The organism is Pseudonocardia sp. D17 (assembly GCF_036984265.1).
In the GTDB taxonomy this organism is placed as follows: Bacteria; Actinomycetota; Actinomycetes; order Mycobacteriales; family Pseudonocardiaceae; genus Pseudonocardia; species Pseudonocardia benzenivorans.
Genome location: NZ_BPRG01000257.1, coordinates 46,983 through 70,936, shown reverse-complemented (window position 1 = coordinate 70,936; position 23,954 = coordinate 46,983). Strand labels below are relative to the sequence as shown.

21 protein-coding genes and 2 riboswitches are annotated in these 23,954 nt (G+C 73.6%); of the genes, 11 read left to right on the top strand and 10 right to left on the bottom strand.

Annotated features, from left to right (window positions below; translation table 11 throughout):
- Positions 1–5 precede the first annotated feature (5 nt).
- Together purU and folD are read left to right on the top strand one after the other, a co-directional pair.
- Positions 6–935, top strand: a complete 930-nt coding sequence (gene purU / locus PSD17_RS35070) for a formyltetrahydrofolate deformylase (RefSeq protein ID WP_013676970.1) — start codon at positions 6–8, stop codon at positions 933–935.
- Between the two features lie 10 nt (positions 936–945).
- The gene (gene folD, locus PSD17_RS35065; protein ID WP_103379902.1) at positions 946–1,803 is read left to right on the top strand and encodes a bifunctional methylenetetrahydrofolate dehydrogenase/methenyltetrahydrofolate cyclohydrolase FolD; all 858 of its coding nucleotides are present in this window, start codon (positions 946–948) and stop codon (positions 1,801–1,803) included.
- 14 nt (positions 1,804–1,817) lie between these two features.
- Here folD and PSD17_RS35060 read toward each other — a convergent pair whose 3' ends face one another.
- On the bottom strand, positions 1,818–3,029 hold the full coding sequence (locus PSD17_RS35060) for a thiolase family protein (protein WP_013676972.1): 1,212 nt from the start codon (positions 3,027–3,029) through the stop codon (positions 1,818–1,820).
- Positions 3,030–3,302: 273 nt separating this feature from the next.
- Positions 3,303–3,394: riboswitch (SAM riboswitch) on the top strand.
- Between the two features lie 222 nt (positions 3,395–3,616).
- On the opposite strand from PSD17_RS35060, the gene PSD17_RS35055 reads away from it, so the two are divergent.
- From PSD17_RS35055 to PSD17_RS35025, 7 genes are all read left to right on the top strand, one after another.
- Entirely contained in the window at positions 3,617–4,792 is a 1,176-nt protein-coding gene (locus tag PSD17_RS35055) for an FAD-dependent oxidoreductase (protein WP_339126357.1), read from the top strand.
- 91 nt (positions 4,793–4,883) lie between these two features.
- Positions 4,884–5,978, top strand: a complete 1,095-nt coding sequence (locus tag PSD17_RS35050; RefSeq protein ID WP_339126356.1) for an LLM class flavin-dependent oxidoreductase — start codon at positions 4,884–4,886, stop codon at positions 5,976–5,978.
- Positions 5,975–7,348 (top strand): NtaA/DmoA family FMN-dependent monooxygenase, encoded by a 1,374-nt coding sequence (locus PSD17_RS35045; protein WP_013676976.1) that lies wholly within the window; start codon positions 5,975–5,977, stop codon positions 7,346–7,348. The genes PSD17_RS35050 and PSD17_RS35045 overlap by 4 nt, the downstream gene beginning before the upstream one ends.
- A 165-nt stretch (positions 7,349–7,513) precedes the next feature.
- Positions 7,514–8,524, top strand: a complete 1,011-nt coding sequence (locus PSD17_RS35040; RefSeq protein ID WP_013676977.1) for an amino acid ABC transporter permease — start codon at positions 7,514–7,516, stop codon at positions 8,522–8,524.
- On the top strand, positions 8,521–9,357 hold the full coding sequence (locus PSD17_RS35035; protein WP_013676978.1) for an amino acid ABC transporter ATP-binding protein: 837 nt from the start codon (positions 8,521–8,523) through the stop codon (positions 9,355–9,357). Before PSD17_RS35040 ends, PSD17_RS35035 begins: the two co-directional genes overlap by 4 nt.
- 66 nt (positions 9,358–9,423) lie before the next feature.
- Positions 9,424–10,485, top strand: a complete 1,062-nt coding sequence (locus tag PSD17_RS35030; RefSeq protein ID WP_339126355.1) for an ABC transporter substrate-binding protein — start codon at positions 9,424–9,426, stop codon at positions 10,483–10,485.
- 51 nt (positions 10,486–10,536) lie between these two features.
- Positions 10,537–11,265, top strand: coding sequence for a GNAT family N-acetyltransferase (locus PSD17_RS35025; protein WP_339126354.1), 729 nt, complete (start codon positions 10,537–10,539; stop codon positions 11,263–11,265).
- Between the two features lie 48 nt (positions 11,266–11,313).
- Here PSD17_RS35025 and PSD17_RS35020 read toward each other — a convergent pair whose 3' ends face one another.
- The 5 genes from PSD17_RS35020 to PSD17_RS35000 all read right to left on the bottom strand — a co-directional run bounded on the left by PSD17_RS35020 (position 11,314) and on the right by PSD17_RS35000 (position 16,397).
- Entirely contained in the window at positions 11,314–12,126 is an 813-nt protein-coding gene (locus PSD17_RS35020) for a DUF1684 domain-containing protein (protein ID WP_339126353.1), read from the bottom strand.
- A complete protein-coding gene (locus PSD17_RS35015; RefSeq protein ID WP_339126352.1) occupies positions 12,123–12,530 on the bottom strand; it encodes a hypothetical protein in 408 nt (135 codons plus the stop codon). The genes PSD17_RS35020 and PSD17_RS35015 overlap by 4 nt, the downstream gene beginning before the upstream one ends.
- A gap of 47 nt (positions 12,531–12,577) precedes the next feature.
- Positions 12,578–13,795, bottom strand: a complete 1,218-nt coding sequence (locus PSD17_RS35010) for an LLM class flavin-dependent oxidoreductase (protein ID WP_339126351.1) — start codon at positions 13,793–13,795, stop codon at positions 12,578–12,580.
- Positions 13,792–15,468, bottom strand: a complete 1,677-nt coding sequence (locus tag PSD17_RS35005; protein ID WP_339126350.1) for an ABC transporter ATP-binding protein — start codon at positions 15,466–15,468, stop codon at positions 13,792–13,794. Before PSD17_RS35005 ends, PSD17_RS35010 begins: the two co-directional genes overlap by 4 nt.
- A gap of 244 nt (positions 15,469–15,712) precedes the next feature.
- Positions 15,713–15,805: riboswitch (SAM riboswitch) on the bottom strand.
- A 127-nt stretch (positions 15,806–15,932) separates the two neighbouring features.
- Positions 15,933–16,397, bottom strand: a complete 465-nt coding sequence (locus PSD17_RS35000; protein ID WP_013676985.1) for a MarR family winged helix-turn-helix transcriptional regulator — start codon at positions 16,395–16,397, stop codon at positions 15,933–15,935.
- A 115-nt stretch (positions 16,398–16,512) separates the two neighbouring features.
- On the opposite strand from PSD17_RS35000, the gene PSD17_RS34995 reads away from it, so the two are divergent.
- Positions 16,513–17,466, top strand: coding sequence for an alpha/beta hydrolase (locus tag PSD17_RS34995; RefSeq protein ID WP_103379911.1), 954 nt, complete (start codon positions 16,513–16,515; stop codon positions 17,464–17,466).
- A 102-nt stretch (positions 17,467–17,568) separates the two neighbouring features.
- On the opposite strand, the gene PSD17_RS34990 is transcribed toward PSD17_RS34995, so the two are convergent.
- Genes PSD17_RS34990 through PSD17_RS34980 form a run of 3 tightly spaced genes read right to left on the bottom strand, consistent with a single transcriptional unit; the run spans position 17,569 to position 20,592 of the window.
- Positions 17,569–18,507, bottom strand: a complete 939-nt coding sequence (locus PSD17_RS34990) for a fumarylacetoacetate hydrolase family protein (protein WP_339126349.1) — start codon at positions 18,505–18,507, stop codon at positions 17,569–17,571.
- A complete protein-coding gene (locus tag PSD17_RS34985; protein WP_339126348.1) occupies positions 18,504–19,727 on the bottom strand; it encodes a CaiB/BaiF CoA transferase family protein in 1,224 nt (407 codons plus the stop codon). Before PSD17_RS34985 ends, PSD17_RS34990 begins: the two co-directional genes overlap by 4 nt.
- Positions 19,728–19,734: 7 nt before the next feature.
- Complete coding sequence (locus PSD17_RS34980; protein WP_339126347.1) at positions 19,735–20,592, bottom strand: enoyl-CoA hydratase/isomerase family protein; 858 nt, start codon at positions 20,590–20,592, stop codon at positions 19,735–19,737.
- A gap of 106 nt (positions 20,593–20,698) precedes the next feature.
- Here PSD17_RS34980 and PSD17_RS34975 point away from each other — a divergent pair, with 106 nt between their 5' ends.
- The gene (locus PSD17_RS34975) at positions 20,699–21,328 is read left to right on the top strand and encodes a TetR/AcrR family transcriptional regulator (RefSeq protein WP_339126346.1); all 630 of its coding nucleotides are present in this window, start codon (positions 20,699–20,701) and stop codon (positions 21,326–21,328) included.
- A gap of 101 nt (positions 21,329–21,429) precedes the next feature.
- Here PSD17_RS34975 and PSD17_RS34970 read toward each other — a convergent pair whose 3' ends face one another.
- Positions 21,430–23,892, bottom strand: coding sequence for an MFS transporter (locus tag PSD17_RS34970; protein WP_339126345.1), 2,463 nt, complete (start codon positions 23,890–23,892; stop codon positions 21,430–21,432).
- Between the last annotated feature and the right edge of the window lie 62 nt (positions 23,893–23,954).

Sequence of the window (23,954 nt, the reverse complement as noted above, 5' to 3'; positions counted from 1 at the left end):
CCGCGATGACACAGACCGTCACCTCACCCCGACCTCCGCGACCGGGCGCCGCCGCTGCTCCCGGTACCGCCGGTCCGGCCGCGTCCGACCTCGGGCGGCTGCTCGCCTCGTGCGTCGACCGGCCGGGCATCGTCTCCGCGATCACGGCGTTCCTGCACGACCGCGGGGCCAACATCACCCAGTACGACCAGGAGACCACCGACCCGGTCGGCGGCCGGTTCTTCCAGCGGCTCGTCTTCCACCTCCCCGGGCTGCGCGAACGCCTCCCGCAGCTGGAGCGTGAGTTCGGCGAGACGGTCGCGCCGCGGTTCGGCATGACCTGGCGGATGCGCGACGTCGACGCCCTCCCGCGGGTCGCCCTGTTCGTGTCGCGGTACGACCACTGTCTGCTGGACCTGCTGTGGCGATGGCGTCGCGGGGAGTTCCCGATCGACATCGTCCAGGTGGTGTCGAACCATCCGGACCTCGCCGAGGCGGTCGCCGGGTTCGGTGTCCCCTACGCGCACATCCCGGTGACCCGGGCGACCAAACCCGAGGCGGAGCAGGCCCAGCTCGACCTGCTGCGCGACCGGGTCGACCTCGTCGTCCTCGCGCGGTACATGCAGATCCTGTCCGGGGACCTCCTCGACCGGATCGGCGTCCCCGTCATCAACATCCACCATTCGTTCTTGCCCGCGTTCGCCGGAGCGAGCCCGTACGACCGGGCCAGGGAACGCGGCGTGAAACTGATCGGCGCGACCGCCCACTACGCGACCGAGGACCTCGACGAGGGCCCGATCATCGAGCAGGACGTCATCCGGGTGTCGCACCGCCACAACGCCGCCGATCTCGTCCGGCTCGGCGCGGACATCGAGCGCACGGTCCTCGCCCGGGCCGTGCGCTGGCACTGCGAGGACCGCGTCATGGTCAACGGGCGCACCACGATCGTCTTCTGAGGAGGAACATGTGACCGCACGGCTCATCGACGGCAGATCGCTGGCCGCCCGGGTGCGCGACGAGGTCGCGACGCAGGTCGCCTCGATGGCCGAACCGCCCGGCCTGGCGACGCTGCTCGTCGGGGACGACCCGGCGTCGGAGATCTACGTCCGCAACAAGCGACGGCTGTGCACCGAGGTCGGGATGCGCGACCTGCACCGCCATCTGCCCGCCGACGTCACCCAGGCCGAGCTCGCGTCGACGATCGCCGGGCTCAACGCCGACGCCGCCGTGACCGGCATCCTGCTGCAGCTGCCGCTGCCGTCGCACCTGCGCCCGGCGGACCTGCTGGAGCTGATCGACCCGGACAAGGACGTCGACGGGCTGACCGAGGCCAGCGCGGGCCGGCTCGCACTGGGCAAACCGGGATTGCGGCCGTGCACCCCGTCGGGTGTGGTCCACATCCTCGACCGCGCGGGGGTCGAGCTCAAGGGCAGGCACGCGGTCGTGGTGGGCCGGTCGAACCTCGTCGGGAAACCGCAGGCGCAGCTGCTGCTCGAACGCGACGCGACCGTGTCGGTCTGCCACCGCCACACCGCGGACCTGGCCGCGATCACGCGCACCGCCGACGTGCTGGTCGTCGCGGCGGGCGTGCCGCACCTCGTCGGCGCGGACGCCGTGAAGCCCGGCGCGACGGTGGTCGACGTCGGCATCCACCGCACCGAGGCAGGGTTGTGCGGTGACGTCGACACCGCCGCGGTGGCCGAGGTCGCCGCCGCGGTCACCCCGGTGCCGGGCGGCGTCGGACCCATGACGATCGCCATGCTGCTGTGGAACACGGTGGCGGCCGCCCGCCTGCAACGGGTGGGCGGAACCGCCACGGTGTGAGGCCGCGCGCCGACTCAGCCCAGGCGCTCGTAGATGGTGGCGTTGGCGGTGCCACCCGCCTCGCACATCGTCTGCAGCCCGAAGCGACCGCCCGTCTGCTCGAGGACGCCCAGCAGCGTCGTCGCGAGGCGGGCGCCGCTGGCGCCGAGGGGGTGGCCGATCGAGATCGCGCCCCCGTTGACGTTCACCCTCGCCGGGTCCGCGCCCGTCTCCTTCAGCCACGACAGCACGACGGGCGCGAAGGCCTCGTTGACCTCGAAGGCGTCGATGTCGGCGATCGAGAGCCCGGACCTGGCGAGCACCTTCGCGGTGGCGGGGATGACACCGGTCAGCATGTAGACCGGGTCGTCGCCCACCGCGACCGCGGTGTGGATCCGCGCCCGTGGCGTCCAGCCGTGGGCGGCCGCGACCTCGCTGGTGGTGATCAGCAGCGCGGCCGACCCGTCGTTGTACGGGCTGGAGCTGCCGGCGGTGACCTTCCAGTCGATGTCACCGAAACGCTCGGTCCAGCGCTCGGCCGCGAACGGGGTCCGCAGTCCGGCGAGGGCCTCGAGGGTCGTCCCGGGCCGGACGGTCTCGTCGACGTCCAGGGTCGACACCGAACCGTCGGGATGGGTGACCTTCAGCGCGGCCACCTCGGCGGCGAACCGGCCCTCCCGCCACGCGGTCGCGGCGCGGACGTGGCTCAGGTGGGCGAACTCGTCGAGCTCGGCGCGGGAGAGCTCCCACCGTCGCGCGATCAGCTCGGCGCTCACGCCCTGCGGGACCAGCCCACCCGGGTAGCGGTCGGCGATCGTCGGTCCGTGCACGTCGACCTGCTTCCCGCCGACGGTGAACTGGCTGCCGATCGGGATGCGACTCATCGACTCCACCCCGGAGGCGACGACGATGTCGTACGCCCCCGCCACGACCCCCTGCGCGGCGAAGCTGATCGCCTGCTGGCTGCTGCCGCACTGGCGGTCGACCGTCACGCCCGGCACCGACTCGGGCAGCCCGGCGGCCAGCGCGGCGTAGCGCGTGGTGTTGCCGCTCTGCTCCCCGACCTGGCCGACCGCGCCGCCGATGACGTCGTCGATCTCGGCCGGATCGAGGCCGTCCACCCGCGCCAGCAGGCTGCGGATGGCGTGCGCGTGCAGGTCCACCGGATGGACGTCGTGGTATGCCCCGCCCGGCTTGCCCTTGCCCAACGGCGTCCGCACCGCCTCCACGATCACCGCGTCCCGCATGGCCACCTCCGCCTCGTCGCAGCGGACCGATCGGTCCGTGACGTCGAGGGTGCGCTCCGGGGACGACGCGTTCAAGACATGGGGGACCGATCGGTCCGTCTCGTTGCTCACATTCGTGCATTCGGCCGACGCCCGGCGCGCCACGGCGACGCGGCCGGCGTGCCAAGTGGCTCGCAATGACCGGACATTCGAGCGGTACCGAACGAATGCGGTGCACACCACATCCCCGTCCGGCGTCTTGACAGCGATGCGGCCCGCCGCGTTCAGTTGAACCGTCCATCCAGAGCGGCCGAGAGACCGGGCTCGTCGACGTCGCAGCAACCACGCGCCACCGCGCGGGGTGCTAACGCCCGGAACGATGGGAGTTCCCGTGCGCCGAGCGTGCCCGCCCGCCCCTGCGCCCGGTCCCGGCGTGCTGACCCGGCGCCGCCACCTCGACCTCTGCCGCCTCCGCGCCGCCGCCGGTCGCTGACGGTCGTCAGTCCCCCGGCCGACGGGCCGGACCGCGCTCGGCGCCCCCGCGTTCCGGGGCCGCCGTCCGCCGTCCCGGCCCCGGTGCCGTCCGTCCGGATCCGCCTGGAGGCAGCATGTCCCGACCCGCACTCGTCCCTGCAGCCCGCTCGGCCGTGCCCGGTCCACCATCCGATGTGGACGTCGTCGTCGTGGGTGCCGGCGTCGTCGGCGCGGCAACGGCCTGGCAGCTCGCGAGCCGTGGCGTCGAGGTGCTGCTCGTCGACCGCTTCGGCCCGGGGCACAACCGTGGCGCGTCGCACGGGACCAGCCGCATCTACCGCCAGACCTACGTCGCGGCGCCCTACCTGCGGCTCGCGGTCGAGGCCTTCGAGCTGTGGCGATGTCTCGAGGACGTCACCGGCGCGGCGTTGCTCCAGGTCACCGGCGGTGTCGACCACGGGGACCGCTCGGCGACGACCGCCCTCGCCGGCTCCCTCGCCGCGCACGGCATCGCCCACCACTGGCTCGACCCGCAGCAGGCCCGCGAGCGGTGGCCGGGCATGCGTTTCTCCGGGCCGGTCCTCGTGCAGCCCGACCGGTCCGGCCGGTTGCACGCCGACCAGGCCGTCGCCGCGCTGGCCGCCGCCGCGGTCGGCAGCGGGGCCCGTCTGCGTCACCACACGACGGTCGAGCGGCTGTCGGTACGCGGGACCGACCGCGTCGACGTCGAGACCTCGCAGGGGCGCATCCGTGCCCGCCGGGCCGTCGTCGCGGCCGGTGCCTGGTCGACCGGGTTGCTCGACGGTCTCGTCGACCTGCCGCCGCTGCGCGTGACGCAGGAGCAGCCCGCCCACTTCCCCGTGCGCGGCGACGACCCGTGCGGTCCCGTCGGGCGGACCGGACCCGCGTGGCCGACGTTCGTCCACCACACCGGCCCGGCCGACGGCTGGCCGTCCGGGGTGTACGGCCTCGCCGCACCGGCCCACGGTGTGAAGGTCGGCTTCCACGGGGTGGGCCCGGTGTGCGACCCCGACCGCCGGACGTTCACCGCCGAGCCCGGCCTGCTGCACCGGCTGCAGGACTACGTCGCGCGGCACCTGCCGGGGCTCGACGCCGACCACCCTGAGCCGGTGAGCTGCACCTACACCTCGACCCCCGACTCCGGGTTCTTCCTGCGCGCGCACGGCCCGCTCGTCGTCGCCGCCGGCTTCTCCGGACACGGCTTCAAGTTCGCGCCCGCGCTCGGCCGGGTCCTCGCCGACCTCGCCGCGGGCGCGGCCACGGAGTCCCCACTCGCCGCGGTTGGTTGACCGAACCGGTCGATCGACCCGCCTCGCACCGAGTCCTCGCAACCGAGTCCTGGACACCCTCTTCGACACCGACGCCCACCGAAGGACCACCATGCCCACCGACCGCCCCCTGCACCTCGCCGTCGAGCTCGACGGCGACGGCGCGCACCCCGCCGCCTGGAGGCGGGCCCGGCACGCCCCCGACCGGCTGCTGACCGCGGCCCGGGTCGAGCGCGTCGTGCGCAACGCCGAACACGCCGGCTTCACCCTCGCGACGTTCGAGGACTCCCTCGCCCCGCCGTCGCGCGGCGCCGATCTCGCCGGTCGCATCGGCGCCGTCGAGCGGGCCGCGTTCGTCGCCCCGCTGACCAGCGTCATCGCGGTGGCACCCGTCGTCTCGACGACCTACACCGAGCCGTTCCACGTCGCCTCCCAGCTGGCGTCGCTGGACTTCGCCGCGGCAGGACGCGCGGGCTGGGTCGTGGCCACCAGCGACGACGCCTCGGTCGCCGCCGCGCTCGGCCGGCCCGCCGTCACCGACCCCGACGGTCTGCGCCGCGAGGCCCGCGACGCCGTCACCGTCAACCGGGCGCTGTGGGACTCCTGGGAGGACGACGCGGCGATCCGCGACGTCGCCACCGGCCGCTACCTCGACGTCGACAAGCTGCACTACGTCGACTTCGTCGGCGAGACGTACTCGGTGAAGGGCCCGGCGATCGTGCCGCGGCCGCCGCAGGGCCAGCTGGTGGTGCTCGCCGCCGACGGACTGCTGCCGCCGGACCTCGTCGACGTCACGCTCGTCGACGAGCCGACCGTCGACGACGTCGGCGCTGCGGCGCGGCGCGCGGCCACCCCGCGGGTGTTCGCCGAGGTCGAGGTCGTGCTCGACACCGCCGACGGGGATGCGGTCGACCGGCTCTCCACGCTCGACGCCCACACCCCGTGGCCGGCGGCGCAACGGCTGCGCCACATCGGTTCCGCCGCGGGGCTGGTCGCCCTGCTCACCGACCTCGCCCGCGTGGTCGACGGCGTGCGGCTGCACGTCGCCGTCCTCGACGAGGACCTGCCCGAGCTGTCGGCGCGGGTCGTGCCCCCGCTGCTGCGCGCCGGGGTCGTGAGCCGGCCGGTCGCCGGCTCGTCGCTGCGCACCACCCTCGGGCTCCCGCGCCCGGCCAACCGGTTCGTCCCGCAGGAGGCATCCGCGTGAGCACCGTGTCCGACGACGTGCCCTACCCCGACGCGACGCTCCATCTCGGCGTCTTCTTCCAGGGCGTCAACCACTGGACGATCTGGACGCAGCCCGAGAGCGGCTCGCAGATCGACTTCACCTCGTTCCGGCGGATGATCACCACCGCCGAGCGCGGCCTGTTCGACGCGTTCTTCCTCGGGGAGGGGCTGCGGCTGCGTGAGGCGGGTGGACGGATCCACGACCTGGACATCGCCGGGAGGCCCGACGCGATCACCCAGCTCGCCGCCCTGACGGGGCTCACCTCGCGGATCGGGCTCGTCGCGACGCAGAACACCACGTACAACGAGCCCGCCGACCTCGCACGACGGCTGAGCAGCCTCGACGTCCTGTCCGGCGGGCGCGCCGGCTGGAACGTCGTGACCACCGACAACGCGTGGACCGGCGAGAACTTCCGCCGCGGGGGCTTCCTCGACCACGCCGACCGCTACGTGCGGGCCGAGCAGTTCCTGCACGTCGCCCGCGCGATGTGGGACGCGTGGGACGACGACGCCGTCGCGACGTCGGCCGAGGCCGCGAGCTGGTCGCGGCCGGGTGGCGTCGTACCGGTGCGGGCCCGCACGTCGCAGTTCGCGGTCGACGTCACGCCGGTGCTGCCACGCAGCGAGCAGGGCCACCCGGTGATCTTCCAGGCGGGCGACTCCGCCGCCGGCCGCGACTTCGCCGCCCGCAACGCCGAGGTGATCTTCTCGGCGCACGGCGGCGACTTCGACGACGCGCTCGCGTTCGCCACCGACATCCGGTCCCGGCTGCGCGCGGTGGGCCGGCCGGCCGACGACATCCGGATCCTGCCCGGCACCTCGATCGTGCTCGGCGACACCGAGTCGGAGGCCGAGGAGAAGCGCCGCTGGATCACCTCCGAGCAGGTCACCGGCGCGACCGCGCTGAACATCGCGAGCCAGATCTGGGGCATCGACCTGACCGACCGCGACCCGGACGGGCCCCTCCCGGAGGAGGCTCCGGTCGTCGCCGAGCGGACCGGGGCGATGGGCTCGCGCCGCTGGGACGACCAGGTCGCGCTCGTGCAGCGCTGGCGGGACGTCGCCGCCGAGCAGAAGCTCTCGTTGCGGGAGACCGCCGCGGCTCTCGAGCCCCAGCGCGGGCACACCGGCACGCCGGCGTCGCTGGCCGACAGGTTCGCCAGGTTCGTCCGGCACGGCGCCGTCGACGGGTTCAACGTCTCGCCGATCTTCACCCCCGACGGCCTCGACGACATCGTCGACCGGCTCGTGCCGGAACTGCAGGAGCGCGGGGTGTACCCGACCGAGTACCGGGGCACGACGCTGCGGGAGCACCTCGGGCTGCGCGACCCGCTGACCCGCCGCGGCTGACCGTGCCGATGAATGGTCCGAACAATTCGGAGCGGTTTCGGGAGAAAACATGCCCGGGGCCGCGCACGCCCCCGCCCCGATCGGCCCGAATTCGACATCGGGTCCCCCTGCGCTGCGCGCGACCTTTCGCCGGCGCTTTCCTGCCCTTTTCCTGGAGCCAGCACAATGGGCGAAATCGGCGATTCGCGGCCGGAACCCGCCGCGCGCACCGGCACCTCTCTCCGTGATCCGCGGCCCGCGGACACCGGGCCGGCACCCGGGCCCGCATCGGCACAGCGCGTCGTACCGCTGCGCCATCCGGGGCGGTGGGTCGCGACCGTCGTCGTCCTGGTCGTACTCGCCCAGATCGGGCACGGGCTGGTCACCAACCCGTACTTCCAGTGGGACCGGTTCGGCTACTGGTTCCTCCGGCCGGTCGTGCTCGAGGGCCTGCTCATCACGCTGAAGGTGACCGCGCTCAGCGCGGTGTTCGGGCTGCTGGGTGGCGTCGTGCTCGCGCTGTGCCGGCTCTCCCGCAGCCCGGTGCTGCAGCTGGTGAGCTGGGGCTACGTGTGGCTCTTCCGTTCCGTGCCGCTGATCGTGCTGCTGCTGTTCCTCTACAACTTCAGCGCGCTGTACCCGTCGCTCGGCCTGGGCGTCCCGTTCGGGCCGACGTTCGTGCAGTTCGACGAGACGGCCCTGGCGACGGAGATCGTCATCGCGGTCGTCGGCCTGAGCCTCAACGAGGCCGCCTACGCGGCCGAGGTCGTGCGCGGCGGCATCCTCTCGGTCGACCAGGGCCAGCACGAGGCCGCCGCGGCACTGGGCCTGCCACGGCGCTACCAGTTCCGCCGCATCGTCGCCCCGCAGGCGCTGCGCTCGATCGTGCCCAACTACGTCAACCAGCTCATCGGCTTGATCAAGTCGACGTCGCTGGTGTTCTACGTGTCGCTGCTCGACCTGTTCGGCCAGGTGCAGAGCCTCGGCAGCACCTATCCCGGCGACATCGTCCCGCTGCTCATGGTCGCGACGGTCTGGTACGTGATCCTCACCAGCATCGTGTCCGTCGTGCAGTACTACGTCGAGCGCCGGTTCGCCAGGGGCTCGGTCCGGACGATGCCGCTGACGCCCTTGCAGAAGCTGCGGACCGGCGTCGCCGAGCTTCGCGGCCGGATCGCGGCAGGAGCCCTCCGATGACCACCGACGCAGCCACCCCGGCCGGAATCACCGGTTCGGCCCCGGGAGGAACCGACCCGGCCACCGACGTCCGGCCCGCCGCCGTCGAGATCCACGGCGCACACAAGTGGTTCGGCCCCCACCACGTCCTCGCCGGCGTCGACCTGACCGTGCGACCGGGCCAGGTCGCGGTCGTCCTCGGCCCGTCCGGGTCCGGGAAGTCGACGCTGCTGCGGTCGATCAACCACCTCGAGAAGCTCGACCACGGCTACGTCAGCGTCAACGGCGAGCTCGTCGGTGTGCGGCGGCACGGCGAACGGCTCAAGGAGCTCAGCGAGCGCGCGATCCTGCGCCAGCGCGGCGGGATCGGCTTCGTCTTCCAGAACTTCAACCTGTTCCCGCACCTCACTGCCGCGGAGAACGTCGCCGCGGCCCCCGTCGCGACCCGCCGGGCCACGCGGTCCGAGTCGCGCGCGCGGGCCGCCGAGCTGCTCGCCCGCGTGGGCCTCGGCGACAAGGCCGACGCCTACCCGCGCCAGCTGTCCGGCGGCCAGCAGCAGCGGGTCGCGATCGCCCGGGCGCTGGCCCTGCGCCCCGGCGTGATCCTCTTCGACGAACCGACCTCCGCGCTCGATCCCGAGCTGGTCGGGGAGGTTCTCGGCGTCATCGAGGACCTCGCCAGCACGGGCACGACCCTGATCGTGGTCACCCACGAGATCGGGTTCGCCCGCAAGGTCGCCGACCTGGTCGTCTTCCTCGACGACGGCGTCGTCGTCGAGCAGGGCACCCCCGCCGAGGTCATCGACCACCCCCGACACCCCCGCACCCGCGAGTTCCTCGCCAAGGTGCTCTGAGCGAACCACCAGGAGACCAGCACCGTGTCCAGCCCCAGACAGACAACCGCCGTCCGCCGTTCCCCCGTGAGCGGCGACGGTCGCGATAGCGACTATCGCCGCTCACGAGGTCCTGGGGGCTCCGGTCCCCGGTGGGCACGCATCGCCGCGGCGGGCGTCGCCACCGTCGTGCTCGGGGCCACCGCGGCCGCGTGCGGCGGCAGCGCGCCCGCGGCGACGGGCAGGACGGAAGGCACCACGAGCGTCACCATCGGCGCGCTGTCCAACGGCGCCGCCAAGGAGACCGCGCTGCAGGTCCCCGTCGTCGAGTCGATCCGCAACGAGGTGCCCAGGTCGGTCCTCGACAGTGGCACGCTCGTCATCGGCTCTGGCAGCCTGCCGACCGGGTCGCCGCCCCTCGGGTTCGTAGGGACCGACCAGAAGACGTTGACCGGCTCCGAGCCCGACCTCGGCAGGCTCGTCGCCGCCGTGCTCGGCCTCGAACCCCGGATCGACAACGCGACCTGGGCGAACCTGTTCGTCGGTATCGACAGCGGGCGCACCGACGTCGGCTTCTCCAACATCACCGACACCGAGCAGCGCAAGGAGAAGTACGACTTCGCCTGCTACCGCCAGGACAACCTCGGGTTCGAGACCCTCGCGAGCAGCCCGTGGAACTTCGACGGCACCGCGGCGAGCCTCGCCGGCAGGACGGTCTCCGTCGGCAAGGGCACCAACCAGGAGAAGATCCTGCTGCAGTGGCAGAGCGAGCTGCAGGCGCAGGGCAAGACCCTCGACGTCAAGTACTTCCCGGACATCAACAGCACCTACCTGGCGCTTTCCTCGGGCAAGATCGACGCCTACTTCCTGCCCAACCCGAGCGTCGCCTACCACGTCACCCAGACCGCGGGCACCCCGACGCCGACACGCAGCGCGGGCAAGTACTCCGGAGCGGGCGCCTCCCTCCAGGGCCTGATCTGCGCGACGACGAAGAAGGGTAACGGCCTGGCCAAGCCCGTCGCCGACGCGATCAACCACCTCATCCAGAATGGCCAGTACGCGGCCTGGCTCGACACCTGGAACCTGGCGAACGAGGCAGTCCCGACCGCCCAGATCAACCCTCCGGGCCTGCCGCTCAGCAACTCCTGACGGCACGCGCGCGACGCCGCGCCGCCCCGCACGACGCACGGAAGGAGCGGGATGACCATCCCGTCCGAGGTCCGGCCCGAGTCCGCGTCCGACGCCGACGCGGAGCGGGTGCTCGACAACCCCGCCCACGCCTCCCTGTCCGGGCCGCACCGGCGGTTCGCCCAGGTGCACGGCCAGGCGCTGCGCTACCACCCCGACGTCTCGGTGTTCACCGCGCTGCCGAGCGCGGCGGAGCCGTCGGCCTGGGCGGACCTCGCGGTGCTCGCCGGGCCGGGCGCGACGTTCGCGCTGTCGGCGCAGGACCCGGCCGCGGTCCCCGCCGGCTGGGAGGTGCTGGACTCCGGGCGCGGCGTGCAGCTCGTCGACGACGGCCTGCGGACCGCTCCCGACGAGGAGGCGGTCCGGCTCGGCGCCGCCGACGTCCCGGAGATGATGGCGCTGGTCGCGCTCACCGAGCCGGGGCCGTTCGCGGTGCGGACCGTCGAGCTCGGTACCTACCTGGGCATCCGGCGCGAGGGCGCGCTCGTCGCGATGGCGGGCGAGCGGCTGCACCCGCCGGGCTGGACCGAGATCAGCGCCGTGTGCACCCATCCCGACTTCCGCGGGCAGGGCCTCGCCACCCGGCTCGTCCGGGCCGTCGGCCACGGCATCCGGGAGCGCGGCGAGACACCGATGATGCACGCGGCGGCCTCGAACACCAACGCGATCCGGCTGTACCTCTCGATCGGGTTCCGGCTGCGCCGGGAGACGACGTTCATGGCCGTCCGCACCCCCGCATGACCTCTCGTGAGTGCCGACGGTCGCCAGGGCGACCATCGGCACTCACGGTCAGGCCGCGAGGTCGGGGCGGGGCGGGTTCTTCTCCCCCGCCTCGACGGGCACCGTGATCACGTTGCCTGCGGGCGGCAGCGGGCAGGTCGCGTGCGCGGTGAAGGCGCACGGCAGGTTGGTCACCCGGTTGAGGTCGATCGTCACCGTGCCGTCGCGAGCCGGGTCCGCCACGAGCACGTGGCGGCCGCCGCCGTAGGTGCTCGTCCCGGACGTGGCGTCGCGGAAGTGCAGGTTCAGGCCGCCGTCGAAGCCTCGGAGAGCGGCGAGCCGCTGCGGCACGCCGTCGACGTCGAACACGACCTCGCCCACGGTCTCGAAGCGGTGCGTGAGCCCCTCGACGACGGCGCCGACCGTGATCGGCCGCGGCGCGTCGTAGGGCTCGAAGCGTCCCGGCCGCACCCACCGTTCCTCGACCGGGAACGTCGGCACGCCCGTGAACGCCGTGCGCGTCACGGCCTGCGGGTCGCGTACCCGCAGCGCGTAGGAGTCGGTGCGGCGGATGACCTCCACCTTGCGCTCGCCCAGCCCGACCAGGACGCCGGGCAGCCCGTCGACCGGTTCGACGCGCACGGTGCCCGTCACGTGCGCGTCGTCGACCGTCACGTCGGCGCCCTCGGGCACGGTGATCTCGACGCCGCCGTCGCCGGTCGCCCGCCACGTCCCGGGCAGGTCGGGGAACGCCGCGGGCGTCGCGTCGAGCCAGTACAGGCCGGTGAGGCTGAGCCAGCCGTGCGGCGTCGCCAGCAGCTCCTCGCGGGCGTCGTGCCAGGCCTGCCAGTCGGCCGCGAGCCTGTTCTCCGTGGTGGTCATGCGGGTGTCCTCCGGTGGTGCTCGGCCGCGGGCGCGGCGGGTCGGGTGAGGGGGCGCAGGCCGAGGTGCTCGCGCAGGGTCGTGCCCGAGTACTCGGTGCGCCGGCTGCCGCGGTCCGGGAGTTCCGCGACCGCGGTGTCGACGAACGCGTCGCGGCCGCCCGGGATCTGGTCCGGGACGAGGACGGACCCGTCGCAGGCACCCTCCTGGACGGCGCGGTCGATCTCGGTCGCGGCGGGGTCGCGCCGGTCCTGCGCGACGGCGCGCCGGCCGTACCTCGGCCGGCGTACCCCGACGGCCTCGTCCGCCGCCTCGGCGTGGGCGTCGCCGAGTACGGTCGCCGCGACCGGCAGCACGACCAGGTCGTCGGGCCGGCGGCGGTGGCGCGCGACGCGTCCCTTCACGTTCTCAGAGAACTCGCGGCGGGCCGCGAAGCTTCCCGGCCGGCGGGTCACCGCAGCGCCCCGGCCGCTGCCGAGGCGGCGGAGCGACGCGCCCACTCGGCCGCGAGCAGCTCGTGGCTCGCGACCCGGTCGGCGTGGTCGGTGGTGATCGTCGTGACGAGCAGCTCGTCGGCCCCGGTGGCGCGGACCAGGGTCTGCAGGCCGTCGGCGACCCGCGCGGCCGAGCCCACGAACTGGGTGCGCACACGGTCGGCGACGGCCGCGCGCTCCTCGGCCGTCCACTCCCGGGCCAACGCCTCGGCGGGCGTCCGGTAGGGCCGGGCGCCGCGCCCGGTGCGGATGCCGAGCACCCACTCGCCGTAGGGGGCGGCGAGCTCGCGGGCCCGGTCGTCGGTCTCGGCGACGACGACGTCGGCCGACACCATGACGTGCGGGCGGTCGAGCCGGTCCGACGGCCGGAACGCGGCGCGGTAGGCCTCGACCGTCTCGATCGCGGTGTGCGGCACGATGTGGTAGCTCGCCGCGAACGGCAGGCCGAGGGCTCCGGCCGCCTCCGCGCTGGCGCCCGGGCTCGACCCGAGGACCCAGACGTCGACGTCGACCCCCTCCGCCGGCAGCACGTGCAGCGGCGTCCCGGTCGCGTCGCGCGCGGTGCCGTCCAGGTAGGACAGGATCGCGGCCACCTCGCGCCGGTAGTCCTGCGGCGGCGAGTCCGTGCTGATGCCGAGCAGCTCGGCGAGCGTCACGAACGCCGTCAGGTCGGCGAGGTACCTGCCCGGCTGCGGGACGAGCAGGCCGTCGACGACGCGCTCGGGTGCCGGCTCCCGCGTCGGCGCGGCCCCGGTGCGACCGGCGGCGTGCATCGCGAGGATCTTCTGCAGGTCGAACCGGCCGAGCCCGATGTCGACGCGCCCCGGGTGCAGGGCCGCGACGGTCCCGAACTGTTCCGCGACCTGCAACGGGGCCGTGTGCGGCAGCTGCACCGCCCCCGAACCGACGCGGATCGTGCGCGTCGCGGCGGCGAGCAGGGCGACCAGTACGGGGGTCGACGACGACGCGACGCCCGTGGCGAGGTGGTGCTCGGCGACCCAGTAGCGCAGGTACCCGGCGCGCTCGGCGGCCTGCGCCAGCTCGACGGTGTGCCGCAGCGCGTCGGTGGCGGTGCCTCCGGCCGGGACCGGGGAGAGGTCGAGCACCGACAGTGGGACCGGCCCGCAGGAGGACGGCCCGGAGGACGACGGCCCGGAGGACGACGGCGCGCTCATGAGGCTGCGTGAACCTTTCGCGAACGGCTGCCGGCGACGGCCGCCAGCAGCTCACGGGTGTAGTCCTCGCGCGGCGAGGCGAAGAGCTCCTCGGTGGAGGCGAGCTCGAGCAGCGCCCCGTCGCGCATCACGCCGACGCGGTGGGCGATCCGGCGCACGACGGCGAGGTCGTGGGAGATGAACAGGTACGCGAGGCCCTGCCCGGCCTGCAGCTCGGCCAGCAGGTCGAGCACCTGCGCCTGGACGGAGACGTCGAGCGCGGAGACCGGCTCGTCGCAGACGACGAGGTCGGGACGCAGCGCGAGCGCCCGCGCGATCGCGACCCGCTGCCGCTGCCCGCCGGAGAGCTCGACGGGCCGGCGCGCCAGCACCGACGCCGGGAGCGCGACCCGGTCCACCAGCTCCGCGACGCGCTCGCGGCGCTCGGCCGGCGTGCCGACCCTGAAGGCGCGCAGCGGCTCCTCGACCACGTCGGCGATCGTGAAGCGCGGGTCCAGCGACGCGTACGGGTTCTGGTACACCAGCTGCGCCCGGCGCCGCAGCTCCCGCCACGCGGCACCGCGGACCGTGGTGACATCGGTGCCGTCGAACTCGACGGTGCCCGAGGTCGGATCGGCCAGCCGGAGCACGAGCCGCGCGGTGGTCGACTTCCCCGATCCGGACTCCCCGACCAGCCCGAGGGTCTCGCCGCGACGGATCTCGAAGCTCACCCCGTCGACAGCGCGGTGCACCGCCCGGCGGCCGGCCGAGCGCGGCAGCGGGAAGTCCTTGACCAGGTCGCGGACCACGAGCAGCGGTGTCTCGTCGGGCGCCCCCGACACCGCAGGGGTCGCGACCACGGGCCGGGCCGGCGCGCGGGCCGCGGCGGTCGCGCTCGCGAGGCCGGGTGCCGCGGCGAGCAGCCTGCGCGTGTAGGGGTCGGTCGGCCCGGCGAGGATCTGCTCGGTCGGCCCCTGCTCGACGAGCCGCCCACCGGACATGACCGCGATCCGGTCGGCCCGGTCGGCCGCGACACCCAGGTCGTGGGTGACGAGCAGGACCGCGGTGCCGGACTCGCGCGTCAGCTCCTCGAGGTGGTCGAGGATGCGCCGCTGGACGGTGGCGTCGAGCGCGCTCGTGGGCTCGTCGGCGATGAGCAGCGCGGGGCCCGCGGCGATCGCGATGGCGATCAGCACCCGCTGGCGCATGCCGCCCGACAGCTCGTGCGGGTACTGCCGGGCCCGCACGCCGGGGTCCGGCAGGCCGGCCCTGGCGAGCAGCTCCTCGGCCGCCACCGGGGCGCTGCGCCGCGTGGCCAGGCCGTGCACCCGCAGCGCCTCGGCGACCTGCGGCCCGATGCGGCGCACCGGGTTGAGCGACACCGTCGGGTCCTGCGGGACGAGCCCGGCGACCCGGCCCCGGACCGTGCGCATCGCCTTCTCCGAGCGGCCCAGCACCTCCTCGCCCGCGAGCCGCACGCTGCCGGCACCGACCGTGGCGTTGGCGTGCAGCAGGCCGACGACGGCGTGGGCCAGCGTCGACTTGCCCGACCCCGACTCCCCGACCAGCGCGAGCACCTCGCCCGGCGCCACGTCGAGCGACACCCCGCGGAGTGCGGGCAGCGAGGCGCCGGCCGCCCGGTAGGAGACCTCGAGATCCCGGACCCGCAGCAGCGGGTCGGTGGACCCGTTCACGCGCGCACCTCCGTCGCGGTCCGAGGGGCGCGCGGTGGCCGGATCAGGGCGGTCGGGTGCATCGATGTCGGGTCCTTCGGGCGAGCCCGGGTGGAGCGTGCCCGGCGCGGCGGGACCGGCGGGGAGCGGACGAGCCCGGGACGTGGGCAGGGCGGACGAGCCGGTCAGCCCCGACAGCTCGCGCTCGTCACCCGCAGCAGGTCGACGTGGAGCCGGTAGGCCCCCCGGTAGGTGCTCACGACCGCCTCCATCGTTCCCGGCATGAGCACCCTCGCCCGGTCACGGGGGGTTGCTGCGGCGTCGTCGAGCCAGGTCTCTCGGCCGCTCTGGATGGTTCCGACGGTCGCCCGTCGTCGTCCGACAGTACGAACCCGATCCCCACCGGTGTCAATCCGGACATCTGCTCCCACCATGCGGGACGACACCGGTACGCCCCGAGCCAGCGCGGATGCACCCGGCCCGGGTCATCCGGTGGCGGGGCTCACACGCTCGGCGGTGAACGCGTGCACCGACCGGGTCAACGTCCGCAGCCGCTTCCGCAGGTCCTCGCGCTCGGCCGCGGACAGGCCGAAGGCCGTACCCATCTGCGTCGGGACCGCGGCGGCCCGGGACCGCAGCGCCTCCCCCTCGGCGGTGAGTACGACGTCGACACCGCGCTCGTCGTCGGTGCGGCGGTGGCGCTCGACCAGCCCCAGCGCCGCGAGCCGCTTGAGCAGCGGCGTGACGGTGCCGTAGTCGAGCTCGAGAGCAGCGCCGACCTCCTTGACCGAGCAGCGGCCCCTGTCCCACAACAGCAGCATCACGAGGTACTGCGGATAGGTCAGCCCCAGCTCCTCGAGCAGCGGCCGGTAGGTGGCCGTCACCGCACGCGAGGCCGCGTAGATCGCGAAGCACAACTGGTCGTCGAGGAGCAGGGACTCGTCACTCACGTGTCCCACAGTAGCACGCGCCACATTAACTTGTGCACAAGTTAGTTGGGCAATAGCTTTCTCGCTGTGAGGCCGCGGCCGACGTCGCGGACACATCGAGCGATCGGAGCAGACGATGAGCGAGAACCCGGTACTGGAGCCCGCCGCACAGGCGTTCGTGGACGCCACGGCGACGCCGCCGTTCCTCTACCAGCTCGACCCGGCCGACGGCCGCAAGGCGGTCGACGACGTCCAGTCCGGCGACACCCCCAAGCCCCCGGTCGACGAGGAGTGGGTGTCCGTCGACGGTGGCCCGACCGGTCCGGTGGACGTGCGGATCGTCCGACCGCAGGGATCGACGGGCGCGCTGCCGACCCTGCTCTACATGCATGGGGGCGGCTGGGTCTTCGGCAACGCGCACACCCACGACCGGCTCGTCCGCGAGCTCGCGGTCGGCGCCGGGGTCGCGGTGGTGTTCGTCGAGTACACGCCCTCGCCGGAGGCGCGCTACCCCGTCGCGATCGAACAGGGTTACCGCACGGCGCAGTGGATCGGCACCGACGGCGCGGCGCACGGGCTCGACGGCACCCGGCTCGCCGTGGCCGGAGACTCGGTGGGCGGCAACATGACCGCCGCGCTGACGTTGCTGGCCAAGGAGCGCGGCGACGTCCGGTTCGCCGCCCAGCTGCTCTTCTACCCGGTCACCGACGCGAACTTCGACACCGGCTCCTACGAGCGGTACGACACCGGTTACTTCCTGCACCGCGAGGGCATGCGCTGGTTCTGGGACCAGTACACGACCGACCCGGCCGAGCGTGCGCAGATCACCGCGTCACCGCTGCGGGCGACGACCGAGCAGCTGGCCGGCCTGCCGCCCGCGCTGGTACTCACCGACGAGGCCGACGTGCTGCGCGACGAGGGCGAGGCGTACGCGAACAAGCTGCGCGCCGCGGGCGTCCCGGTCACCGCCATCCGCTACCTCGGGATGGTGCACGACTTCATGATGGTCGACGCGCTGCGCGACTCCGGTGCCGCGCAAGCCGCGATCGACCAGGCGGTCCGGACCCTGCGGGCCGCCCTGCACGGCTGATCCCGCCGGCTCGCGACCGGCATGGCGCACGGCTGATCCCGCCGGCCCCGCGACCGGCACGGCGCGTCGGTCGCGGGGCGGCACGGAGGCCTCACGCAGGCCTCACGCAGGCCGTTGCCGCAGCGGCAGCACCGTCGCCCCCGCCCGCACGACGTGCTGGATCGAGCCCAGTCCCTCGACGGACAGCTCGACCTCGTCGCCCGGGACGAGCCAGGGGTAGCGGTCGCCGCCGTGCACCCGGGAGAGCTCGAGGATGCAGCCGGTGCCGACGGTGCCCGACCCCAGCACGTCACCCGGGACGAGCCGGGTGCCGCGCGAGGCGTAGGCGATCATCTCCTCGAACGACCAGTACAGGTCGGCCAGCGTCCCGGCGCTGTACCCGACACCGTTGACGCTCGCCCGCATGGCCCGGTCGAACCCGTGGCCGCGCCGGTACGGCTCCAGCTCGTCGGGCGTGACGAGCCAGGGCCCCAGCGTCGTCGCCGAGTCCTTGCCCTTGGCCGGGCCCAGTCCCACCGCCATCTCGTGCGCCTGCAGGTCGCGCGCGCTCCAGTCGCACAGGATCGTCACCCCGGCGACGTGGCTCCACGCCTGCTCGACCGGGATGTCCGAGCCGTCCCGCCCGATGACGACGGCGACCTCGAGCTCGTAGTCGAACGCCGCGCTGCCCGGCGGGACCGCGACGGGCGTGCCGGTCCCGACCACCGCCCGCGGGTTGGTGAAGTAGAAGGCCGGGGCGTCGTACCAGGCGGGGGCCAGGCTCGACCCGACCGCTTCGAGCGAGGTCACGGCGTGGTTCTCGAACGCCATGAAGTCACGGATCGACGGCGGGACCGGGATCGGTGCGTGCAGCACGACCGCGGCCTCGTCGAGGACCTCGGCCGGCGCGGCGAGGACGTCGCGCCCCTCGGCGGTGAGGTCCGTGCCGACGAGGTCGAGCAGCGTCTCGGTCCCCGCCCGGCCGTGGACCCGGCCCTCGTGCAGGACGCCGGCGCGCAGCGGGGCGCCGGGTCCGGACGAGTAGGTCACCCAGCGCGTCACACTCCCTCCCTGGCCGGTTCGACGAGCCCGCCGACCTTGTAGAGGGACTCGATCTGCTGGGCGTCGTACCCGAGCTCGGTGAGCACCTCGACGTTGTGCTCGCCCTGTAGGGCGGGCACCTGGTCGTCGAGAGGCTCCTCGTGCCGGCTGAAGTGCCACGGCATGCCCGGGATCGTGATCGTGCCCGCGGCGCGGTCGGACACCGTGCGGGTGACACCCCACTGCTCGGCCCACTCGGACGCGGCGAACTCGTCGATGCCGCGGACGATCCCGGTCGCGATCTTGGCCTCGTCGAACTGGGCGTCGAGCGCGCCCATGGTGTCGAACGTGTGGATCCAGGTCTGGACGATCGCGTGCAGGGCGGCGAAGTTGGCCTCGCGCAGCTGCGGGGTCAGGAAGCGCGGGTCGTCGAGCAGGTCGGGGCGGCGCATCGCGTTGCAGTAGAACTGGAACGTCAGCGAGCCGACCAGGCTCATCGGGACCACGAACGGATCGCCCTCGGGACTGGTGAAGAACGGCGCGTCGGTGGCGCCCAGCACCGGCCGCTCCGAGCCCAGGTCGTGGTCGGCGAGATCGACGTGCACGCGCTCGTTGATCGACGTCATCACCGCCGCCATCGCGACGTCGACGTACTGGCCCTCGCCGGTCGCCGCGCGGTGCTGCAGGGCCGCGAGCAGGGCGATCGTGGCGTGCAGCCCGGAGTAGACGTCGGCGTGCGAGAGGGCGTCGGTCCGTCGCCGTGGACCTTCGGCGTCGAAGTGCCACAACGTGTTGCGGGTGAAGCCGACCTCGGCCTGGACGGTAGGCGCGTAGGCCATCCGGCCGGCCCAGTTGCCGCGCTGGCCGTAGCCGCTGATCGAGACGTAGACGATGTCGGGCTTGACCGCCGCGACGGAGGCGTAGTCGAGCCCGAAGGAGCCGAGCGCCCCGGGCCGGAAGTTCTCGATGACGACGTCGGCCGTCGCACACAATGCCGTCACGACCTCGCGCGTCTCCGGCACGTTGAGGTCGACGCTGATGTTGCGCTTGCCCGAGTTCTGCTGCGCGTAGTAGCCGGTGACCGCGCCCTGGACCGGGAACGCCCTGCGCGACAGGTCACCACCGGGCGGCTCGACCTTGATCACCTCGGCGCCGAGGTCGAGGAGGTGCTTGCCGCAGTGCGGGCCGGCGAGCACCCGGGAGAAGTCGACGACGCGCAGACCGCTGAGGGGAAGGGGCATCGTCGGCCTACCGACCCTCGAAGCGGGCGGCGCCGGGCCCGTTCTGGGCGAGCGACCGCAGGCCGACCTTGAGGTCGTTCGACGTCCAGATGTCCTTCTGCAGCTCGGCCATCACGGCGTCGGTCGCGCGGGGGCCGTGGCCCGCCGCGTAGGAGATGACCGCCTTCGTCGAGGCGTGCGCGACGGTCGGGCCGTGCGCGAGCTCCTGACCGAGCGTCAGCGCGACCCCCTCGAGGCTGTCGTCGGGCACGACCCGGTTGATGACGTTCCAGCGCTCCAACGTCGCCGGGTCGTAGCGGCGGGCCAGCAGCGCCATCTCCTTCGCGCGCGCCGAACCCGCCCGGTCGGTGATCCGCTGCATCGCCCCCATCAGCGGGTTCATCCCGATCGTCGCCTCGACGCAGCCGATCTTCGCCGACTGGGCGGCGACGATCAGGTCGCACGCGAGCGCCAGCTCGAAGCCGCCACCGACGCACACGCCGTGCACGGCCGCGACGATCGGGACCGGGAGCTCGTCGAAGACCCGCAGGACGTCGACCAGGTCGACGTCCGGGGCCTCGCCACGGTCGGCGCTGTCGAAGATCCCGACGTCGGCACCGGCGCAGAAGTTGCGCAGGCCGCTGCGGAGGACGATCGCGCGGGCGCCGTCGGCGACGGAACGGTCCACAGCGGACAGGACACCGGCGATGAGGTCGGGCCCCAGGAAGTTGTGCGGCCTGCTCTGCATCGTGAGCACGGCCAGCGCTCCGTGCATCTCGCGCGCGACGTGCGCCTCCTCAGGTCGCTCGGCGGGACGGGCGACGTCGCCGCCCCCCGGCTCCGGATCGACGGCGACGTCGGTCACCTGCGGGGCTGCCTGGGCCACGGTGCCCTCCTCTGCTCGGACTGTGGCGGCGGACGTTATATGCCGCCCGACATAGTGTCAACGGCAGCCCGGGGACAACGATCGGCCGCGGATGTACCGTGTCGGCATGCCTCGCCGCACCGACAGCAAGGCCCGCATGGTGACCGCTGCGCGCGGCCTGTTCCGCGAGCGCGGTTACCTCGGGACCGCGATGTCCGACGTGCTGGCGGCGAGCGCCGCGCCGCGCGGCTCGGTCTACTTCCACTTCCCCGGCGGCAAGGAGGAGCTGGGCACCGAGGTGGTGCTGACCCACAGCGCCGAGACGACAGCCCTGATCAACCGGGTCGCCCTGCGCGTGGACACCCCGGGGGAGATCATCCGCGGGTTCCTCGACGCCTCCCTCGAACGGCTCGTGGCCAGCGGCTACCGCCAGGGCTGCGCGGTCGCGCCGATCGTGCTCGAGGTGCCGCAGACCTCGACGCTCTCGGAGGCGACCCGCCGGTCGTTCCAGGACTCGGTCGTCATCCTCGCGGCCCGCCTGACGGAGAAGGGCGTGCCCGCCGAGGCCGCCCACCCGCTCGCCGCCGCGGCCTACGCCGCCCTCGAGGGCGCCCTGATCATCAGCCGCAGCCTGCGGTCGACCACGTCGTTCGAGACGTTGCGCGACGTGCTCGCCGCCGAGGCGGACCGGCTGCGGGACGAGGCGGCGGGGGCCGGCGGGGACGGCGCGTCCGCTCTCGCCGCGGGCGGCGCGTGACGGCCCGAGCGTGCCCGTTCCCCAACTTACTATGTCGTTCTACATAGATGGTCGGCCGTTCCGGGTCGGCGCGCTGCGCGCCGCTCGGATTCCCGCCGCGGTCAGTGAACGACCGGACGCCCGCCCTCGGCGGGCACCACGTCGAGCGGGACGGCCCTGCCGTCGGGTGCGGGGAACTCGACGTGCGTCGACCCGGTCCGCCCGGGCTCGACCCGCACCTGTTGGACGACCGGGTCGTACCCGCGGGTGCTGAGCGTGTAGGTGCCGCTCGCGACGTCGTCGAACGCGAACCGTCCGTGCTCGTCGCTCACGGCGGTCGCCACGACCCGGTCCTGCTCGTCGGTGAGCGTCGCGGTCGCGCCGGCCACCCCGCGGCCACTGCCCGCCACGACGACGGAGCCGATCAGGCGCGCCCGTCGGACCATTGCGATCTCGTGGCCGGGGGCGTCGACGACGTCGTGGCCGACCTCGATGCCCGCTGCCACGGGCACGCAACCGGGGTGGTGGGCGGTGAGCGTGTAGCGGCCGTCGGCGACGGCGTCGACGAGGAACGTGCCGTCCGGCGCCGAGGTGGTGACCGCGGTGACGTCACCCACGGCGTCGATGAGCGAGACCGTCGCCCGTTCGACGGGCCGACCGCCCTCGTCCGCCAGCCGGCCGCGCACGGCGAAGCTCCCGACGAGCGTGACGTCGTGGCGCACGGGCCCGTCGCCGACGACGACCGTCTCGGCGTGCGGACGGCGCGCCGGGCTGCTCGCGACCAGCAGATAGCGGCCGCCGGCACCGACCGGGATGCGGTAGGTGCCGTCCGGACCGGTGCTCAGGCGCCCGATCTGCTCCCCCGACGGCCCGGTCAGCGTGACGGCGGCGGCGAGTGGCGTGCCGTCCGCGCCGCGGACGGTGCCGACGACCGCGGGACCGGCACCGACGGCGACCGCGCTGACGGCGACGGCCGACTCGCCGGTGGCGGCGGCCCACTCGCCGGCGGCGACGGCGTCGAGCACCGTGGGAGCCGAGGCCGGCGGTGCGGGTGCCGCGACGGCCGCGCGTTGACGAACGAGCAGAGCGGTCGGAACGGCCACGACGAGCAGGACGACCCCCGCGACGATCGCGCCGGTGTGGAAGCCGGTGGTGAACGCCGACCCGACGGACTCGGCGACGCGCGCCGCGAGCGATACCGGCAGCGCCGACGACGGAGCACCGCCCGAGGAGGCCGCGGCCGCGACCTGGGCCGCCACGGGAGCCGGGACGCCGTTGCCCGCCAGCTCGCCGGGCAGCTCGCTGGTGAACCGGCTGGTCAGGATCGTGCCGAGGATGCTCGCACCCAGGACGTTGCCCAGTTGGCGGAACATGTTGACCGTGCCGCTGGCCATGCCCGCCTGCTGCGGCGGCACGCTGACGACGGCCGCCGCGGTGGTCGGGGCCGCGACGAGACCCATGCCGAAGCCGAAGATCGCGAAGCCCGGCCAGACGTGCGCGTAGGCATAGTCGGTGCCCGCGGCGAGGAGCAGGAAGGCGCCACCGGCGGAGACGACGAGCCCGACGGTCATCACCAACGTGGTCCCGAGCCTGCGGACGATCCGCGCGGCGATCGCGCTGACGACGACGTAGACGCCGAACATCGGCAGCAGGGCGAGGCCGACGTCGATCGGGGACAGCCGTGCGACGCGCTCGAGATAGAGCACCATGAGCAGCGCGCAACCGGTGAACCCGAACATGAACACGACGGCGACGACCATGACCGTGCTGAACGACGGGCTGCGGAACAACCGGAGGTTGACCATCGGGTCGGGGTGGCGGAGCTCGACGATCACGAACACCGCCAGCGCCACCACGAACAGGGCGAAGACGCCGAGGATCCGGCCGCTGAGGTAGCCGATCGAGGCGCCCTCGATGATGCCGAAGGTCAGCGCGGCGACCGCGATCGTCGCCAGCAGCACACCCAGCGGGTCGAGCCGCTTGTCCGGGTGCCTGCTCTCCTGGACGACGAGGAGCGCGAAGGCGACGACCAGCACCGACACGACGACGTTCACGACGTAGACGACGTGCCAGGACCAGTGGCCCAGCAGGGCGCCGGCCACGACCGGGCCGATGGCGAGACCGACACCTGAGCATCCCGCCCAGATGCTGATCGCCTCGGTGCGCAGGTGCGGCTCGTGGAACGTGTGGCTGACGATCGCGAGGCTGTTGGGCAGCACCATCGCGCCACCGATGCCGATCACGACCTGCGCCGTGAGCAGCAGGGCGACGCCCGCGGAGAGGTACGCGAACACGCTGCCGAGCCCGATGAGTCCGACGCCGATGACGAAGACGAGCCGGCGACCGACGATGTCGCCCGCGGTGCCCGCCGCGAGGACCAGGCTCGCGACCGCGAGCGAGTAGATGCTCGTGATCCACACCAACGCGGTGTTCCCGATGTGCAGGTCGGCCTGGATCGAGGCCAGCGACGAGATCGTCGCGGTGATGTTGAGGAACGTCATCATCACGCCGAGGCAGGCCGCGGCGAGCGTCGCGCCTCGACGCACCGGCCGGCCCTGGGTCGCAGGTGGCGCCGGAGCACTCATCGGGGTTCCTCCGCGGGATCGCACGGCGCCGGGGCCGTGGTCGGTCATGGGCAGGCCGGATG

Excerpts from the sequence above, each read along its gene's own strand:
- PSD17_RS35010 (WP_339126351.1), bottom strand. The coding sequence starts at position 13,795 with ATGAGCGCGCCGTCGTCCTCCGGGCCGTCGTCCTCCGGGCCGTCCTCC.
- PSD17_RS34970 (WP_339126345.1), bottom strand. The coding sequence starts at position 23,892 with ATGAGTGCTCCGGCGCCACCTGCGACCCAGGGCCGGCCGGTGCGTCGA.
- PSD17_RS35035 (WP_013676978.1), top strand. The coding sequence starts at position 8,521 with ATGACCACCGACGCAGCCACCCCGGCCGGAATCACCGGTTCGGCCCCG.
- PSD17_RS35025 (WP_339126354.1), top strand. The coding sequence starts at position 10,537 with ATGACCATCCCGTCCGAGGTCCGGCCCGAGTCCGCGTCCGACGCCGAC.
- PSD17_RS35060 (WP_013676972.1), bottom strand. The coding sequence starts at position 3,029 with ATGCGGGACGCGGTGATCGTGGAGGCGGTGCGGACGCCGTTGGGCAAG.
- purU (WP_013676970.1), top strand. The coding sequence starts at position 6 with ATGACACAGACCGTCACCTCACCCCGACCTCCGCGACCGGGCGCCGCC.
- PSD17_RS34975 (WP_339126346.1), top strand. The coding sequence starts at position 20,699 with ATGCCTCGCCGCACCGACAGCAAGGCCCGCATGGTGACCGCTGCGCGC.
- PSD17_RS35020 (WP_339126353.1), bottom strand. The coding sequence starts at position 12,126 with ATGACCACCACGGAGAACAGGCTCGCGGCCGACTGGCAGGCCTGGCAC.
- PSD17_RS34985 (WP_339126348.1), bottom strand. The coding sequence starts at position 19,727 with ATGCCCCTTCCCCTCAGCGGTCTGCGCGTCGTCGACTTCTCCCGGGTG.
- PSD17_RS35055 (WP_339126357.1), top strand. The coding sequence starts at position 3,617 with ATGTCCCGACCCGCACTCGTCCCTGCAGCCCGCTCGGCCGTGCCCGGT.
- PSD17_RS34995 (WP_103379911.1), top strand. The coding sequence starts at position 16,513 with ATGAGCGAGAACCCGGTACTGGAGCCCGCCGCACAGGCGTTCGTGGAC.
- PSD17_RS35050 (WP_339126356.1), top strand. The coding sequence starts at position 4,884 with ATGCCCACCGACCGCCCCCTGCACCTCGCCGTCGAGCTCGACGGCGAC.
- PSD17_RS35040 (WP_013676977.1), top strand. The coding sequence starts at position 7,514 with ATGGGCGAAATCGGCGATTCGCGGCCGGAACCCGCCGCGCGCACCGGC.